This is a genomic window from Bacillus alveayuensis (assembly GCA_030812955.1).
Classification (GTDB): Bacteria; Bacillota; Bacilli; order Bacillales; family Aeribacillaceae; genus Bacillus_CB; species Bacillus_CB alveayuensis.
This window is the reverse complement of sequence record JAUSTR010000015.1, coordinates 16346-32128: the sequence shown is the minus strand read 5'-3', so window position 1 is coordinate 32128 and position 15783 is coordinate 16346. Positions and strand designations below refer to the sequence as shown.

Sequence of the window (15783 nt, the reverse complement as noted above, 5' to 3'; positions counted from 1 at the left end):
GCTTTGATGAAAGTCATAGTCGGTTTAGGAAATCCAGGAAAACAATATGACCATACACGTCATAATGTTGGATTTATGGTCATTGATGAGTTGGCAAAACGACTGAATATATCATTAGATCGGACAAAGTTTAAAGGTGTGTACGGGATATTCAATCATTTTGCTGAAAAAGTCATATTAGTAAAGCCTTTAACATATATGAATCTATCGGGAGAATGTGTTCGCCCGTTATTAGATTATTATGATATAGCTGTACAAGATTTAGTTGTCATCTATGATGATTTAGATTTGCCGGTTGGGAAAGTACGTTTACGATTGAAAGGAAGTGCTGGGGGACATAACGGTATTAAATCATTAATACAACATTTAGGTACACAAGACTTTAAACGAATCCGCATCGGAATCGGTCGTCCCAATAACGGCATAAAGATTTCGGATTATGTATTAAGTACCTTCTCATTATCGGAGAAAGAAGATATTAACACCGCTATCATCCGTTCTGCTGATGCATGTGAAAGATGGCTTCAAAAACCATTTTTAGAAGTCATGAATGAATTTAACTAAATGTATAAAATGACCTCTTGCCGTTCATAATAGTTTTTAAATAGGAACTTTGATGATGTATATAAGGGTATGCCAATCATAACTTGAGGCAGGAGGAAGGCTCGATGTCGATACATTATTACTGCCGGCATTGCGGTGTAAAAATCGGTAGTATACACGATTATTCTTTAAAAAGTCATCAACTTGGATTTCATCATTTAACGAATGATGAACGGAAAGAGATGATTGAGTATGATCCCAATGGCGATATTCATGTTAAGATCATCTGCGAAGACTGTCAAGAAGCGTTAGAACGCAATCCAGAGTATCATGGGCTAGAAAATTTTATACAATAAACGCTTTGGAATAGTAAGAAAAATTTTTCCAAAGCATTTTTCTATTTATATAAGTTGTAGAGAGGGGGGATAGGACTTGCAAAGTATTCGACAATTTTTTTATGCACAAGATGATTTTAAAACGATTATGACAGGAATTGAAGAAGGATTAAAGGAACAATTAGTGGCTGGTTTGTCCGGTTCTGCACGGTCTGTTTTTATATCATCCTTGTATAAGGATTCAAAAAAGCCAGTTTTGGTGGTAACTCATAATCTTTTTCAAGCTCAAAAGATTTATGAGGATTTAAGTAATTTATTAGATGAGAATGTTTATTTGTATCCTGTCAATGAACTGATTGCATCGGAAATTGCCACTGCAAGTCCTGAGTTAAAAGCTCAACGTATTGAAGTTTTAAACCAATTAAGTAAAGGCGAACCGTCCGTTGTTGTTGCACCTGTTGCCGCATTAAGGAGGTTATTGCCATCTAAAGAACTTTGGAAAAAATACCAATTACATTTGAAAATTGGTGAAGATTTTCATTTAGATGATCATCTGCCTACTTTGCTATCAATGGGGTATGCGCGAGTCTCCATGGTTTCTGCTCCAGGAGAATTTAGTATTCGTGGAGGGATTATTGACATCTATCCTCTCACAGAAGAAAACCCGATTCGAATTGAGTTATTTGATACAGAAGTTGATTCTATCCGAACATTTGATCTAGAAAGCCAACGTTCTATCAATATGCTTCAGGGAGTGACGATTGGCCCTGCTGAAGAAAGGATCCTAACTCATGAACATATTAACAATGGCATCGAACATCTTGAAAAAGCATTAGCTAATAGTTTATCTAAATTCAAAAAGGATCAACAAAAAGAGTTGTTGTTAGAAAATGTAAAATTAGATATTGAAAAATTAAAAACAAATCAAGTTGAACAAGAATTTGTCAAATACCTCTCATTTTTTTATGAAAAACCTGCTAGTTTACTAGATTATTTTCCAACCAATACAATTCTTGTTTTGGATGAAGTAAGTCGTGTTCAGGAAATGGTAGCTCATTTAGATAATGAAGAAGGAGAATGGTTTACTTCCTTATTAGAAGAAGGGAAAATTGTTCATGATGTAAAAGTATCCCATTCCTTTGAAAAGTTAATGAATTATACAGCGTTTCCAATTATTTATTTATCGTTATTTTTACGTCACGTACCACGAACGAATCCACAAAATTTAATAAATATCTCATGTAAACAAATGCAAAGTTTTCATGGACAAATGCATGTCTTAAAAGGAGAAGTGGAACGCTGGAAGAAAGCAGATTATACTGTTGTCTTTTTAGGAGCCAATAAAGACCGTGTCCAAAAGCTTGAAAATGTTCTGGAAGATTATGGAGTTGAAGCGTTAACAGTCAACCGCAATGATATTTTGTCGAAAGGTAAACTTTATATTATTGAAGGTGATTTAGAGACAGGATTTGAATTGCCAATGCAAAAATTGGCAGTCATTACAGAAGAGGAATTGTTTAAAAAGCGTGTAAAACGAAGACAGCAAAAGCAAAAGTTATCAAATGCTGAGCGAATTAAAAGCTATTCAGAGTTAGAGGTTGGCGATTATGTAGTTCACGTCAATCACGGGATTGGCAAATATCTTGGAATTGAAACGTTAGAAATTAACGGAATCCATAAAGATTATTTGCATATCCGCTATCAAGGAGATGATAAGCTATACGTTCCTGTTGAACAAATCGACCTAGTGCAAAAATATGTAGGATCTGAAGGGAAAGAACCGAAAATTTACAAATTAGGCGGAAATGACTGGAAGCGTGTGAAAAAGAAGGTTGAATCATCTATTCAAGATATTGCGGATGATTTAATAAAACTTTATGCAGAGCGCGAAGCAACGAAAGGGTACGCTTTCAGTCCTGATGATGAAGTGATTCGTGAGTTTGAGGCTACTTTCCCTTATCAAGAAACTGAAGATCAGCTTAGATCCATTCAAGAAATTAAAAGGGATATGGAACGTGATCGGCCGATGGACCGTCTCCTTTGTGGTGATGTAGGATATGGAAAGACAGAGGTGGCGATTCGAGCTGCTTTTAAAGCAATTATGGATCAAAAACAAGTAGCGTTTTTAGTTCCTACAACTATTTTGGCGCAACAGCATTATGAAACCATCCGCGAAAGATTCCAAGATTACCCAATTAATATCGGCTTATTAAGCCGTTTCCGTACTAGAAAAGAGCAAAATGAAACAATAAAAGGGTTAAAAAACGGCACAGTCGACATTGTTATTGGAACTCATCGCTTATTATCAAAGGATGTTCAATTTAAAGATTTAGGACTATTAATCATTGATGAAGAACAGCGATTTGGAGTTACACATAAAGAAAAAATTAAACAAATGAAAGCAAACATTGATGTGTTGACATTAACTGCAACACCGATTCCAAGGACTTTACATATGTCAATGCTCGGGGTGCGCGATTTGTCCGTGATTGAAACACCTCCAGAAAATCGTTTTCCGGTTCAAACGTATGTTGTTGAATATAATGGATCACTTGTTAGAGAGGCGATTGAGCGTGAATTGGCACGTGGGGGACAAGTTTATTTCGTTTATAACCGAGTTGAGGATATCGATCGAAAAGCAGAAGAGATTTCGATGCTTGTACCAGATGCACGTGTTACGTATGCACATGGAAAAATGACAGAAAATGAACTAGAATCTGTTATGCTTAACTTCTTAGATGGTCAATATGATGTCTTAGTTAGCACAACCATCATTGAAACAGGTGTTGATATACCGAATGTCAACACATTAATTGTTTATGATGCGGATAAAATGGGACTGTCACAACTTTATCAGCTAAGAGGTCGTGTTGGTCGTTCAAACCGTGTAGCATATGCCTATTTTACTTATCGAAAAGATAAAATTTTATCTGAGGTTGCTGAAAAAAGATTGCAAGCTATTAAAGAATTTACTGAATTAGGCTCAGGATTCAAAATTGCGATGAGAGATTTATCCATTCGTGGTGCTGGAAACTTACTAGGGCCGCAGCAGCATGGATTTATCGATTCTGTCGGTTTTGATTTATACTCACAAATGCTTAAAGAAGCCATTGAAGCACGTAAAAGTGAATTGCCGAAAGAAAAACCATTTGAAGTGGAAATTGATCTAGAAATTGATGCCTATCTACCGCAAAGCTATATTTCAGATGGCCGGCAAAAAATTGACATGTATAAACGGTTTAGAGGGGTCGAAACATTAAAAGACTTAACAGAGCTTCAAGGAGAAATGATCGATCGTTTTGGAGAATATCCACAAGAAGTGGAATTTTTAATAATGGCTACAAAAATTAAAGTTATCGCGATGAAGGAAAAAGTTGAACTTGTTAAACAGACGAAGGATCAAATTACGATTTTAATTTCGGAAGAAGCGAGCAACGATATTGATGGGCAAAAGCTATTTGAATTAAGTAACCGTTACGGTCGATTGATAGGGCTAGGCATGGACGGAAAACGATTAAAGCTTACATTGCAAATCGAAAATTTGGAAACGAAAAAGTGGCTTACAATCTTAACCGAATTGTTAAGCGGTTTATCAGATGTAAAAAAAGAAGAAGTGTCTGCAAGTTAGCCGTTTATTTTTCGGCTAGAATGGAAAAGATGGTAAGGGCATATTAAGCTTTTTTGGAAAAAATCACTTTCATCACGTATATTACTTTTCTTGTGAAGGATACTAATGACAACAAGGGTGGTTGTTACAATACACAAGATGAAACAATCATCAAGTTACTAATCATCAGATGAAAGTGAGGCATCATAAGATGAAAGCAACTGGTATCGTTCGTCGTATTGACGATTTGGGCCGTGTCGTAATTCCAAAAGAAATTCGCAGAACACTTCGAATACGTGAAGGGGATCCTTTGGAAATATTTGTTGATCGAGATGGAGAAGTTATTTTAAAAAAGTATTCACCTATTAGTGAACTTAGTGATTTTGCTAGGGAATATGCAGATGCCCTTTTTGACAGCCTCGGTCATCCAGTTCTTATTTGCGATCGGGATGCTTTCATTGCTGTTTCTGGAATATCGAAGAAAGAGTATTTAAATAAAAACATTAGTGGAATGGTTGAAAGAGTAATGGAAGATCGAAATTCAATCTTGCAGACAGAGTCATCTGAAGTTGAGTTTGTTGAAGGGGTTTCGGAAGCTGCTCGTTCTTATACAATTGGTCCTATTATTGCCAATGGCGATCCAATTGGTGCTGTTGTGATCTTTTCAAAAGATGATCCAATTGGTGAAGTTGAGCATAAAGCTGTTGAAACAGCAGCTGGTTTTCTCGCTCGGCAAATGGAACATTAAGACGCCTGTCCTAATCGATTCAATCATAAGGTATGATTAAGTGCTTATGCATTAGGAAAGAGAGAAGGTGAACTGTAAAGGTTTCGCCTTCTTTTCTTTTGCTTGACAGTCGAAAAGCTATCGTATAGTAAAGCAACAATCTTTTAGAAAAGAGCCTTTCTTTTTTATCTCTTTATCACTTTTATCTTTGCCCTTTCATGAATGATTTCGTATTAAACAAAAATTGTAAAGGGTCTATATGGTATAATAAGTTGGATATAGCATCATGAGGTATATTCTGGAAGGAGAAGGGCGATGAACGTCCAACAGAAAAAAACAAATGTATTAATGCTGCAAGGAGCTTTTATTCTTACAATAGCTGCATTGATCACGAAAATTTTAAGTGCGGTTTATCGAGTTCCTTTTCAAAATATTGTTGGAGACGTTGGATTTTATATATATCAACAGGTCTATCCTTTTTATGGAGTTGCCATTATTTTAGCAACCTCTGGCTTTCCTGTTATGATTTCAAAAATTATTTCAGAGCATTCTCATAACAATGACCAAGAACATGAATATAAAGTTCTTAGTATTTCCTTTTTCTTTTTGATCGGTACGGCTTTTCTCTTTTTCATCCTTTTATTTTTTGGTTCTACAGCTTTAGCACAATATATGGGAGATCAGCATTTATCCGTTTTATTAAAGGTCATTTCCCTATCATTTTTAACCCTTCCGTTTGTGTCATTATTAAGAGGATATTTTCAAAGTAAACATGACATGAGGCCTTTTGCATTATCACAAGTTGTGGAACAATTCATCCGAGTTGTCTCTATTTTAATCGTTTCTTATTTATTTACTCAAAATGGGTATAACCTATACTTAACAGGAGCGGGTGCTATTTTCGGATCATTACTTGGAAATATGACCGCACTTTTTGTTTTGCTTATCTTTTGGAAAAAAAATTCTCTAAAAAACCCATTTCGATCAATACCGTTCACTTTTCATGAAGCAGGCGTTATTTTAAAACGGCTATTAGTTTATAGTGCCACAATTTGCTTTTCAAGTTTGTTGTTAATATGGATACAAATGGTTGATTCCTTTAGTTTGTACAGTCTTTTAACGGAAAGTGGAATGAGGGAAGTAAGAGCAAAAGAAATAAAAGGAATTTACGACAGGGGACAGCCGCTTTTACAATTAGGAACCATTGTGGCGACTTCCATCGCATTATCTATTGTACCCGCCATCGCACAAGCAAAAGAAAAAATTCAATTTGTTCAGGAAAAAGTAGCTTTAGCGTATAAAATTTGCTTCGCATTAGGGGTGCCAGCTACTCTAGGTATTGTAGCAATCATTGGGCCGTTAAACATGGTGTTATTTACTGATTTGAAGGGTACGGATGTATTGTCAATATATTGTCTTTCTATTTTACTAAGTTCCATTGCCATTACGACAGCCGCTATTTTACAAGGGGTGGATGATGCGGAGCTTCCCGTTATTTCGATCATAGCAGGTATTTTGATGAAATGGGGATTAAACCATACTCTTATCCCATTATTAGGGACGATGGGTGCTGCGATTTCAACTGTTTTTGCTTATGGGGTAGTTGCTTTATTAAATATATCCTTTATTCAAAGAAGTCATTACCGATTTAGAGAGTATAAATCCATGATGATTATCTTTACAGCCGCCTTTTTCATGTTTGGGTGTGTAAAAGCATTTATGTTTATTTTCGACATTTTTGTACAAGTGACCAATCGATGGACTTCTATGATTGAAGTTTTGTTATCTGTTATCATTGGGGTTTTCGTTTACGTTAACATTATCATTAAATCAAAAGCCTTTCAAAATAAAGAACTGTTGGCACTTCCTTTTTATCAAAAAGTTTTAAGAAAAGAGGGACAGCTATGGGAAAGATTACGGTTGTAGGATTAGGTGCAGGTGATTTAGAGCAGCTGCCGTATGGCATTTATCAAGTTTTAAAATCTGGATTGCCGCTATTTTTCCGAACAAAGGATCACCCAGTAATTCATGATCTTAAGGGCGAGATCAATCATTATGAAACATTTGATGAGATTTATGAAGTGAATGATCGTTTTGATGATGTATATAATGAAATTGTCAATAAGCTAATAGCAGAAGCAGAAAAAGAGGGCCATATTATTTATGGAGTTCCAGGGCATCCATTGGTGGCAGAAAAAACGATGCAAATGCTAATAGAAAAACAGAAAAAGGGTGAGATTGATGTCGAAATAAAAGGTGGACAATCCTTTTTAGATGCGATGTTTACCTCATTACAAATTGACCCCATTGAAGGGTTTCAACTGATTGATGCACACAATTTACAACGGGATCATGTACAATATCGTCATCATGTAATCATTTGTCAAGTATATGACCAAATGATTGCTTCAGAGGTCAAACTTACGTTAATGGAGGATCTTCCTTATGACTACGAAGTGTTTGTTGTAACAGCTGCAGGAAGTCATAAAGAAAAAGTTCAACAAATCCCTTTATATAAATTGGATCGTTTTGTACAATTAGATAATTTAACAAGTGTTTATGTACCGCCTGTCAAAGATGAACGACTTTTGTACCATCAGTTTTCTGTACTTCGTTCTGTCATTAGTGAATTAAGGGGACCAAATGGCTGCCCTTGGGATAAGAAACAGACACATGAATCTTTAAAAAAATTTTTAATCGAAGAATGTTACGAGCTATTAGAAGCGATTGAAGAACAGGATATTGATCATATGGTTGAAGAACTTGGGGATGTCCTTTTGCAAATTATGCTTCATGCGCAAATTGGGGAAGATGAAGCTGTTTTTAGCATTGATGATGTGATTCGTGGACTAACGGAGAAAATGATACGTCGACACCCTCATGTTTTCGGAGATGTCAATGTGGCAAATGCGGATGAGGTCGTGGAAAATTGGGAGCAAATAAAGAAAAAAGAAAAGAAAGAACAGCAGAAATCCATTCTTGATTCTGTTTCAAAGGCACTCCCAAGCCTTTCAAAAGCTTATCATTATCAACGGAAGGCGGCAAAAATAGGGTTTGATTGGGATCATGTAAACGAAGCTTGGAAAAAAGTTCAAGAAGAACTAAAAGAATTCGAGCAGGAGATTAAAAGGGAAGACAAAAAGACGTTAAATCAAAAAAAGGAATTTGGTGATCTCCTATTTGCTCTTGTAAACATCGCACGCTTTTATGACATTGAACCGGAAGAGGCATTAACAATGACGAATCATAAATTTTATCAACGTTTCCGCTATATTGAAGAAATGGCTAAATATAACAAAAGAAAGCTTGAAGAAATGACATTAAAGGAAATGGATAGCTATTGGGAAGAAGCCAAGAAATTAGAGGAGGGAGAACAATGAGACTTGATAAATTTTTAAAAGTATCTCGACTAATAAAGCGAAGAACATTAGCAAAAGAAGTTGCTGAACAAGGAAGAATCTCCATTAACGGACAAGTTGCAAAAGCTAGCTCGAACGTCAAAGTTGGTGATGAGCTATCCATTCAATTCGGGCAAAAAATATTAACGGTTCGTGTAGAATCAATACAGGAGACGGCGAAAAAAGATGAAGCATCTACATTATATTCTGTTATCAATGAAGAAAAAATAATGACTGAATAAGGCTTGTTCTAAACCGCATTCACAATTCATACATATGTACTAGAATCAGCTTATCCATTAAAAGAATGCGGGGGATGATCATGAGCCAATATTATGATGGGAACCATTCACATAAACAAGTGGTGCAAGAGCATGATGTCATGATGAAAGGTAGAAAGTTTCTAGATATTACCGGAGTTAAACAAGTTGAAAGCTTTGATAATGAAGAATTTTTACTTGATACAGTGATGGGTCCATTAGCCATTCGTGGAGAGAATTTACAAATGAAAAATCTCGATGTGGATAAAGGGATTGTTTCGATTAAAGGTAGAATATATGATCTTGTTTATTTAGATGATCACCATGGGGAGAAGGCTAAAGGGTTTTTTAGCAAGTTGTTTAAATGACCCTCACCACTCAGTTTTATACGATGCTTAGCATGATTGGCATGGGAAGCTGGTTAGGTATTGCGCTTGATACGTATAAGTATTTTGTAAATAGACAGAAAATGGTGAGGTGGGTCGTTTTTATTAACGACCTTATCTTCTGGGCTGTTCAAGGGCTCCTCATTTTTTATGTCCTTTTATTGGTGAATGAAGGTGTTTTGAGATTTTATATTTTTTTAGCATTATTATGTGGTTTCGCTATTTATCAAAGTTTATTAAGAAGCATTTACATGAAAATTCTTCATTTTGTTGTTAAACTTGTTGTCTCTGTATATCGTTTTATAAAACAGACAATGAAATTATTAATTATGAATCCTATCATCGCATTTGTTCATATCATTTTAACGATTGTAACAGGTTTTTTTATCTTTTTGTGGAATTTGATCATATGGAGTTCACAATTCATTTTTAAGTTATGCAAAATTTTATTAGCCCCTGTATTATGGATTTTAAAACAATTTTGGCGACGCTTTCCGAATTCATTTCGTTTATCTGTGAAAAGATTTATGACGACATTGGCAGGATTTTCAATGCCAATAAAGAATTTATATGGGAGAATATATCGTACGTGGATGAAATTTTTCCATAAATAGTGAGGAGGTTTATGAGAAATGAGTTTTCAGCAAAAGCAAAAGATTACTCACCTTGTGTCTGACTATGCGATCCAGCAAGAAAGGCAGCAGCAATTACAAAAAAGACGTAAAAAGGGTTTAATGAGAAGGTTGGCAGTGATATCAGTTATTATGCTCGTATCTTTTGCCATTATGACATCAAAACTTATTTCTCAAGCCTCGGCGATCAATGAAAAAATAGAGGAAAAGAAAAAACTTGAAGAAAAGCTGACAAAATTACAGAAGCAACAACAGGAACTCGAGAAAGAAATTGTCAAACTAAATGATGATGATTACATAGCAAAACTAGCACGAAGAGATTATTTTCTGTCAGACGACGGAGAAATTATTTTTAATCTTCCAGAAGATGATGAGTAGTCATATTGACCCGAGATTTTTATTTTTATATAATTAAGTAAATTATTTTAACTTTATTTTTGAAAGATTTAAGGAGGAGCAATTTTTTTATGTCGATTGAAGTTGGCAGCAAGTTACAAGGAAAAGTAACGGGCATTACTAATTTTGGAGCATTTGTGGAGCTGCCAGGGGGCTCAACAGGTTTAGTTCATATTAGTGAAGTTGCAGATAATTATGTGAAGGACATTCATGATCACTTAAAAGTCGGAGATCAAGTAGAAGTAAAAGTGATTAATGTTGAGAAGGATGGGAAAATTGGTTTATCCATTAAAAGAGCGAAAGATCGTCCAAGAAGAAACGATCATCGCTCAAAAGAAAGCTTTGAGCAAAAAATGAGCCGATTTTTAAAAGAGAGCGAGGACCGTTTAGCTTCACTTCGCCGCCATACGGAATCAAGACGCGGAGGGAGAGGAGCACGGAGAGGGTAACTTGCTGCTTTTAAGTTATAGATAAAAACTAAAATCACCTAGGTTATTCCTAGGTGATTTTAGTTTGTAGACAAAGTCTATATCAAAGAAAATTTTCTTTCTTGCTGATTTTTATATTTCAGAAAATTTTTTTCTATTGACGAGCATCTAACAAATCTGTAATATATAATATGTGCTTGTTAGAGATAGCATTGGCGGCGTAGCTCAGCTGGCTAGAGCGTACGGTTCATACCCGTGAGGTCGGGGGTTCGATCCCCTCCGCCGCCACCATATGAATATGGCCCGTTGGTCAAGTGGTTAAGACACCGCCCTTTCACGGCGGTAACACGGGTTCGAATCCCGTACGGGTCATTTCATTGACTTTGTCGTTTTATATTTGTCTGCTAAATTTTTTCTGAATATGGTTAGCATGATAAAGTGAGTATGTCGTGCAGTAAAATGGCTCTTTCGATTTGAAGGGGTCATTTTTTATGTTAAAAAGGGCTTTTTATCAACGAAGTGGTGAAATTGACATTCTATATGTAAGTAGGTCTGATATGAAAAAAGCTTAGTATGCCGAAGTTTTCTCCCCATGATGACGACTATCCCTAAAATCTTCCAATGACTTTTATCATTCTTTGTCTGAATGCTTAGTTTCTTGTCACTTTCAACATAAATAGTCGAACTTTTCTTTCAATTCGATTCCCCGTTTTGACAAAATCTTTTCTTAAGGTTCGTTATAATACGGACAACTGTATTTTTCGAACAAAATTAAACCGGAGGGAATATGCGGATGGAAAAAACTGAAAGAAGTTTAGTAGGACCAATTTCGGGAGTGAGTTTAGAAAAGACTCAAGCTTTTTTGGCTCAATTTTGGCATGGTTTTCGTATGAAGCTGCAATCGTTCCTTTTTTTCCGAGGGCTTATTTATGTCATTATTGGTTTTTTGTTAGGACGTGCTTTTATATTATCTGAAATCGTGCCATTTGCTCTCCCATTTTTTGGTGCGGTCATGTTGTTGAAAAAGGATAGAGCTTTACTTGCTGCTTTTTCATTACTGGCTGGGGCTTTAACGATTTCCTCTGAGATGGTCATCATTGTCGGCTTCTCTATATTTATATTTCTATTTGTTCATAAAATGACTATTTTTTTCTACAATGATAGGTTCAAAGCTTTACCGTTTACAGTATTTTTCTCACTTTTGGCCACTAGGCTGCTTTACACTTATTTTATGAACGGATTTTTAACTCTTTATGATTATATGATGTCTGTTGTTGAGTCAGGTCTTTCCTTTATTTTAACGCTTATTTTTTTACAAAGTATTCCTCTTATTTCAGCTAGAAAAATAAAGCAAGTGTATAAAATTGAAGAAATTATTTGTCTTATGATTTTATTAGCATCCGTTATGACAGGTTTGATCGGGATTAACTTTCAGGAAATACAGGCTGAACACATATTTTCTCGATATGTTGTATTGCTTTTTGCTTTTACAGGTGGAGCGAGTATTGGTTGTACGGTTGGGGTTGTGACAGGCCTCGTTTTAAGTCTTGCACATATCGGGAACTTGTATCAAATGAGCCTTTTAGCTTTTTCTGGACTTTTGGGAGGCTTGCTCAAAGAGGGGAAGAAAATAGGAGCTGCGGTCGGCTTACTAATTGGCTCTTTATTGTTAACACTATATGGAGAAGGTTCGGCTAATATTTGGACAAACATATGGGAATCGTTAGTAGCAGTGATGTTGTTTCTCATAACACCCAAATCGTTGACAGAACGTTTAGCTAAACACATTCCAGGTACTTATGAACATACATTGGAACAGCAAATATATGCTCGGAAAATTCGAGATGTGACCGCACATCGTGTTGATCAATTTTCAAATGTTTTCCGTGCTTTATCCGAAAGCTTTTCAACTTTTTATCCAAATGATGAAATAGATGATGATAGAGAAACCGATTTATTTTTAAGCAATATAACAGAGCATACGTGTCAAACTTGCTTCAAAAAAGATAAATGTTGGACACAAAACTTTGATCAAACCTATCATTTCATGAAGCAAATGATGCAGGAGCATAAAGAAAATACGTACCATTTGAATCGAAGGCTTAAACGGGATTTTAACAAGTATTGTTCCAAATCTCATAAGGTGGAACAAGTAATGGAACAAGAAATGAACTATTTTCGCGCTAATCAAAAATTAAAAAAGCAAGTGAAAGAAAGTAGGAGATTAGTGGCAGAACAACTATTAGGCGTATCACAAGTAATGGCTGACTTTTCCAAAGAAATGAAAAAGGAACAGGAACATCATTTCCTTCAAGAGGAACAAATTTTAGAAGCATTACATAGCTTTGGTGTAGAAATTGGCCATATCGAAATATACAATCTTGAGCAAGGAAATGTCGACCTCGAAATGAGTATCCCTTATTGCAATGGTCATGGGGAATGTGAAAAAATCATTGCACCAATGCTTTCTGACATATTAGATGAAACGATTGTTGTCAAACATGAAGAGTGTGCGAGCTTTCCAAATGGTTTTTGCCAAGTTTCCTTTGGTTCTGCTAAGACATACTGTGTAGAAACAGGGGTAGCTCATGCTGCTAAAGGTGGTGGCCTAGTTTCAGGTGATTGTTATACGATGATGGAACTTGGAGCTGGGAAATATGCTCTTGCAATTAGTGATGGTATGGGGAATGGAGAACGGGCTCATTTTGAAAGTAATGAAACCATTAAGCTATTGCAAAAAATTTTACAATCAGGAATTGATGAGAAAATTGCTATTAAAACAGTCAACTCTATTTTGTCTTTAAGAACAACAGATGAGATGTTTTCAACTCTCGACTTATCCATCATTGATCTTCAAGATGCCAGCTGCAAATTTATGAAGGTCGGATCTACGCCAAGTTTTATAAAAAGAGGTGATAAAGTAATAAAGGTGCAAGCGAGCAACTTACCGATTGGCATCGTAGACGAAATTGATGTAGATGTCGTTGATGAGCAATTAAAGGCTAAAGATATTTTAATCATGATGAGTGATGGAATATTTGAGGGACCGAAGCATGTTGAAAATCACGATTTATGGATGAAACGGAAAATCAAGGAGCTGCAAACACATGATCCACAAGAAATTGCAGATTTAATTATGGAGGAGGTTATCCGGACAAGATCAGGGAGAATTGATGATGATATGACAATCGTTGTGGCGAAAATTGATCATAATAATCCGAAATGGGCATCCATTCCAGTATCTAAATACACGAAGGCTAAAAAAATCGGCTAATAACTGAATATTTTCATTTATAAGAATTGCATAATTTTCTCTCCTTCTGGCGAGGATGTTAATAATGATCCAAATCAGGAGGAAAAAGTAATGAAAAAGGGTACATTAAAACAAATATTATTATTAACAGATGGACGTTCGAATCAAGGGGAAGATCCAGTTGCAATGGCTGCATTAGCAAAGGAGCAAGGAATTACGATTAATGTCATTGGAATAGTTGATGGAAATGTAATTGATCAAGATGCGGTTGCTGAAATTGAAGGAATGGCCATGGCAGGAAATGGGGTTAGTCAAATTGTTTACTCACATCAGCTATCACAAACGGTGCAAATGGTGACAAGGACGGCCATGACCCAAACACTTCAAGGTGTAGTCAATCGAGAGCTGCAGCAAATTTTAGGGAAAAAAGCGTCATTAGAAGAGTTGCCGCCTGAAAAACGTGGTGAAGTTATGGAAGTCGTTGACGAGTTAGGTGAGACAGTGAATCTTGAGATTCTCATTCTTGTTGATACAAGTGCAAGTATGGCCCCAAAACTACCTACTGTTAAAGAGGCGTTAATAGATCTTTCTATCAGTTTAAAATCTCGAATCGGAAGAAACCAATTTGCTTTGTTCGTATTTCCTGGGAAAAAAGGAGAGGTTGAAAATATATTAGATTGGACTCCGAATTTGGATTCACTTTCTTCTATTTTCCCGAAACTGACGACAGGTGGCATTACACCAACAGGTCCCGCGATAAGAGAAGCCATTGATAAATTTAAACAAAAACGGTCGCTAAGGAGTTTCATGTTAGATGATGAATATTTCGATGAACAACAACTTTAACATATCTTCAGGGACGATTATAAAAGGAAAATGGCATGGAAATTGTTATCGTATTATAAATATATTAGGTAGTGGGGCGATCGGTCATGTTTATCTTGCAGAATGCCGGCATGGGAAGGTTGCACTTAAGCTCAGTGAAAATAGTATGGGAATCACTTCAGAAGTCAATGTGTTAAAATGTTTAGCTAAGGTCCAAGGCTCCTCTCTTGGGCCTTCTTTGGTGGATGTAGATGATTATTTTCATCCGGAGCTTCAAAAACATATTCCTTTTTATGTTATGGAGTATATAAAAGGGGAGCATTTTATTCAATTTATCGAAAATCGAGGAACTGAATGGATTGATATTTTGATTCTACAATTATTAACGAATTTAGCAGAGCTGCATCGTTTCGGGTGGGTGTTTGGAGATTTAAAGCCAGATAATTTAATTGTGACATTTCCTCCACCTAAAATACGTTGCATCGATGTAGGAGGAACAACGCGAATAGGTAGGTCAATAAAAGAGTTTACGGAGTTTTTTGATCGTGGACATTGGGAGCTGGGGATAAGGAAAGCAGAACCAAGCTATGATTTATTTGCCGTTGCGATGATCATATTTAATGCTGTTTATCCAAAGCGTTTTAAAAAAATCGGCAAAGGAAAAGATCAATTGCTTCAATTAATGAATTCCCATTCTTTTTTACAGCAACGGAAATCTGTTTTGACAAAAGCTTTACTTGGCTCATATACTTCTGCTCTTGAAATGAAAGAAGATTTACTAAAGACAATTGTAGCTAATAGGAATTTGCGCAATGTTTCCTATCCATTGCGTGTCAATAAAAGCCAACCCCAAAGCTATTCAAAAAATCGAAAGCAAGTAAAAAAGAAAAAAAGAAGGAAAAGATTTTTTTTGGAAACCTTTCTTCTTCTTATATGTTTAGCATTGCTTTATTCATTTTATATATTGACAAACCTCCTTTAGGATGAATGGGA

At 35.8% G+C, this 15783-nt stretch carries 14 protein-coding genes, 2 tRNA genes and 1 pseudogene; all 17 read left to right on the top strand.

What is annotated here, in order from left to right; translation table 11 throughout:
- Positions 1-6: 6 nt before the first annotated feature.
- The 17 genes and pseudogenes from pth to J2S06_RS12345 all read left to right on the top strand — a co-directional run bounded on the left by pth (position 7) and on the right by J2S06_RS12345 (position 15772).
- Entirely contained in the window at positions 7-564 is a 558-nt protein-coding gene (gene pth, locus J2S06_RS12425; RefSeq protein WP_044747330.1) for an aminoacyl-tRNA hydrolase, read from the top strand.
- Positions 565-668: 104 nt separating this feature from the next.
- Positions 669-899, top strand: a complete 231-nt coding sequence (locus J2S06_RS12420) for an anti-sigma-F factor Fin (protein WP_419152515.1) — start codon at positions 669-671, stop codon at positions 897-899.
- Between the two features lie 76 nt (positions 900-975).
- Positions 976-4506: a transcription-repair coupling factor gene (mfd, locus tag J2S06_RS12415; RefSeq protein ID WP_419152514.1), complete on the top strand. Its 3531-nt coding sequence runs from the start codon at positions 976-978 to the stop codon at positions 4504-4506.
- Between the two features lie 190 nt (positions 4507-4696).
- On the top strand, positions 4697-5233 hold the full coding sequence (gene spoVT, locus J2S06_RS12410) for a stage V sporulation protein T (RefSeq protein ID WP_419152513.1): 537 nt from the start codon (positions 4697-4699) through the stop codon (positions 5231-5233).
- A gap of 294 nt (positions 5234-5527) precedes the next feature.
- A complete protein-coding gene (locus tag J2S06_RS12405) occupies positions 5528-7138 on the top strand; it encodes a putative polysaccharide biosynthesis protein (RefSeq protein WP_419152512.1) in 1611 nt (536 codons plus the stop codon).
- Positions 7117-8592, top strand: a complete 1476-nt coding sequence (yabN, locus tag J2S06_RS12400; RefSeq protein WP_419152511.1) for a bifunctional methyltransferase/pyrophosphohydrolase YabN — start codon at positions 7117-7119, stop codon at positions 8590-8592. The genes J2S06_RS12405 and yabN overlap by 22 nt, the downstream gene beginning before the upstream one ends.
- Positions 8589-8852 (top strand): RNA-binding S4 domain-containing protein, encoded by a 264-nt coding sequence (locus J2S06_RS12395; RefSeq protein WP_044747336.1) that lies wholly within the window; start codon positions 8589-8591, stop codon positions 8850-8852. The genes yabN and J2S06_RS12395 overlap by 4 nt, the downstream gene beginning before the upstream one ends.
- Before the next feature lie 80 nt (positions 8853-8932).
- The gene (yabP, locus tag J2S06_RS12390; protein ID WP_044747337.1) at positions 8933-9238 is read left to right on the top strand and encodes a sporulation protein YabP; all 306 of its coding nucleotides are present in this window, start codon (positions 8933-8935) and stop codon (positions 9236-9238) included.
- Positions 9235-9489, top strand: a pseudogene (gene yabQ / locus J2S06_RS12385) (spore cortex biosynthesis protein YabQ); the annotation flags it as partial. The gene yabP and the pseudogene yabQ, both read left to right, overlap by 4 nt.
- An 18-nt stretch (positions 9490-9507) precedes the next feature.
- The gene (locus J2S06_RS12380) at positions 9508-9870 is read left to right on the top strand and encodes a hypothetical protein (RefSeq protein WP_419152524.1); all 363 of its coding nucleotides are present in this window, start codon (positions 9508-9510) and stop codon (positions 9868-9870) included.
- A gap of 18 nt (positions 9871-9888) precedes the next feature.
- On the top strand, positions 9889-10266 hold the full coding sequence (locus J2S06_RS12375) for an FtsB family cell division protein (protein WP_044747339.1): 378 nt from the start codon (positions 9889-9891) through the stop codon (positions 10264-10266).
- Positions 10267-10355: 89 nt separating this feature from the next.
- The gene (locus tag J2S06_RS12370; protein WP_044747340.1) at positions 10356-10733 is read left to right on the top strand and encodes a S1 domain-containing RNA-binding protein; all 378 of its coding nucleotides are present in this window, start codon (positions 10356-10358) and stop codon (positions 10731-10733) included.
- A gap of 193 nt (positions 10734-10926) precedes the next feature.
- Positions 10927-11003 (top strand) — tRNA-Met (locus J2S06_RS12365).
- Positions 11004-11012: 9 nt separating this feature from the next.
- A tRNA-Glu gene (locus J2S06_RS12360) sits at positions 11013-11084 on the top strand.
- A 421-nt stretch (positions 11085-11505) separates the two neighbouring features.
- Positions 11506-13986 carry a stage II sporulation protein E gene (gene spoIIE, locus J2S06_RS12355; RefSeq protein WP_419152510.1) on the top strand — a complete coding sequence of 827 codons (2481 nt, stop codon included), beginning with the start codon at positions 11506-11508 and terminating at the stop codon, positions 13984-13986.
- A 90-nt stretch (positions 13987-14076) separates the two neighbouring features.
- Positions 14077-14811 (top strand): VWA domain-containing protein, encoded by a 735-nt coding sequence (locus J2S06_RS12350; protein ID WP_419152509.1) that lies wholly within the window; start codon positions 14077-14079, stop codon positions 14809-14811.
- Positions 14780-15772, top strand: a complete 993-nt coding sequence (locus J2S06_RS12345) for a protein kinase domain-containing protein (protein ID WP_044747343.1) — start codon at positions 14780-14782, stop codon at positions 15770-15772. Before J2S06_RS12350 ends, J2S06_RS12345 begins: the two co-directional genes overlap by 32 nt.
- Positions 15773-15783 lie beyond the last annotated feature (11 nt).

What these genes read in the sequence shown, in the direction of transcription:
- J2S06_RS12350 (WP_419152509.1), top strand. Translation starts at nt 14,077, where the DNA reads ATGAAAAAGGGTACATTAAAACAAATATTATTATTAACAGATGGACGT.
- J2S06_RS12380 (WP_419152524.1), top strand. Translation starts at nt 9,508, where the DNA reads ATGAAAATTCTTCATTTTGTTGTTAAACTTGTTGTCTCTGTATATCGT.
- yabN (WP_419152511.1), top strand. Translation starts at nt 7,117, where the DNA reads ATGGGAAAGATTACGGTTGTAGGATTAGGTGCAGGTGATTTAGAGCAG.
- J2S06_RS12375 (WP_044747339.1), top strand. Translation starts at nt 9,889, where the DNA reads ATGAGTTTTCAGCAAAAGCAAAAGATTACTCACCTTGTGTCTGACTAT.
- J2S06_RS12405 (WP_419152512.1), top strand. Translation starts at nt 5,528, where the DNA reads ATGAACGTCCAACAGAAAAAAACAAATGTATTAATGCTGCAAGGAGCT.
- spoIIE (WP_419152510.1), top strand. Translation starts at nt 11,506, where the DNA reads ATGGAAAAAACTGAAAGAAGTTTAGTAGGACCAATTTCGGGAGTGAGT.
- spoVT (WP_419152513.1), top strand. Translation starts at nt 4,697, where the DNA reads ATGAAAGCAACTGGTATCGTTCGTCGTATTGACGATTTGGGCCGTGTC.
- yabP (WP_044747337.1), top strand. Translation starts at nt 8,933, where the DNA reads ATGAGCCAATATTATGATGGGAACCATTCACATAAACAAGTGGTGCAA.
- J2S06_RS12370 (WP_044747340.1), top strand. Translation starts at nt 10,356, where the DNA reads ATGTCGATTGAAGTTGGCAGCAAGTTACAAGGAAAAGTAACGGGCATT.
- J2S06_RS12395 (WP_044747336.1), top strand. Translation starts at nt 8,589, where the DNA reads ATGAGACTTGATAAATTTTTAAAAGTATCTCGACTAATAAAGCGAAGA.
- J2S06_RS12420 (WP_419152515.1), top strand. Translation starts at nt 669, where the DNA reads ATGTCGATACATTATTACTGCCGGCATTGCGGTGTAAAAATCGGTAGT.
- J2S06_RS12345 (WP_044747343.1), top strand. Translation starts at nt 14,780, where the DNA reads ATGATGAATATTTCGATGAACAACAACTTTAACATATCTTCAGGGACG.
- pth (WP_044747330.1), top strand. Translation starts at nt 7, where the DNA reads ATGAAAGTCATAGTCGGTTTAGGAAATCCAGGAAAACAATATGACCAT.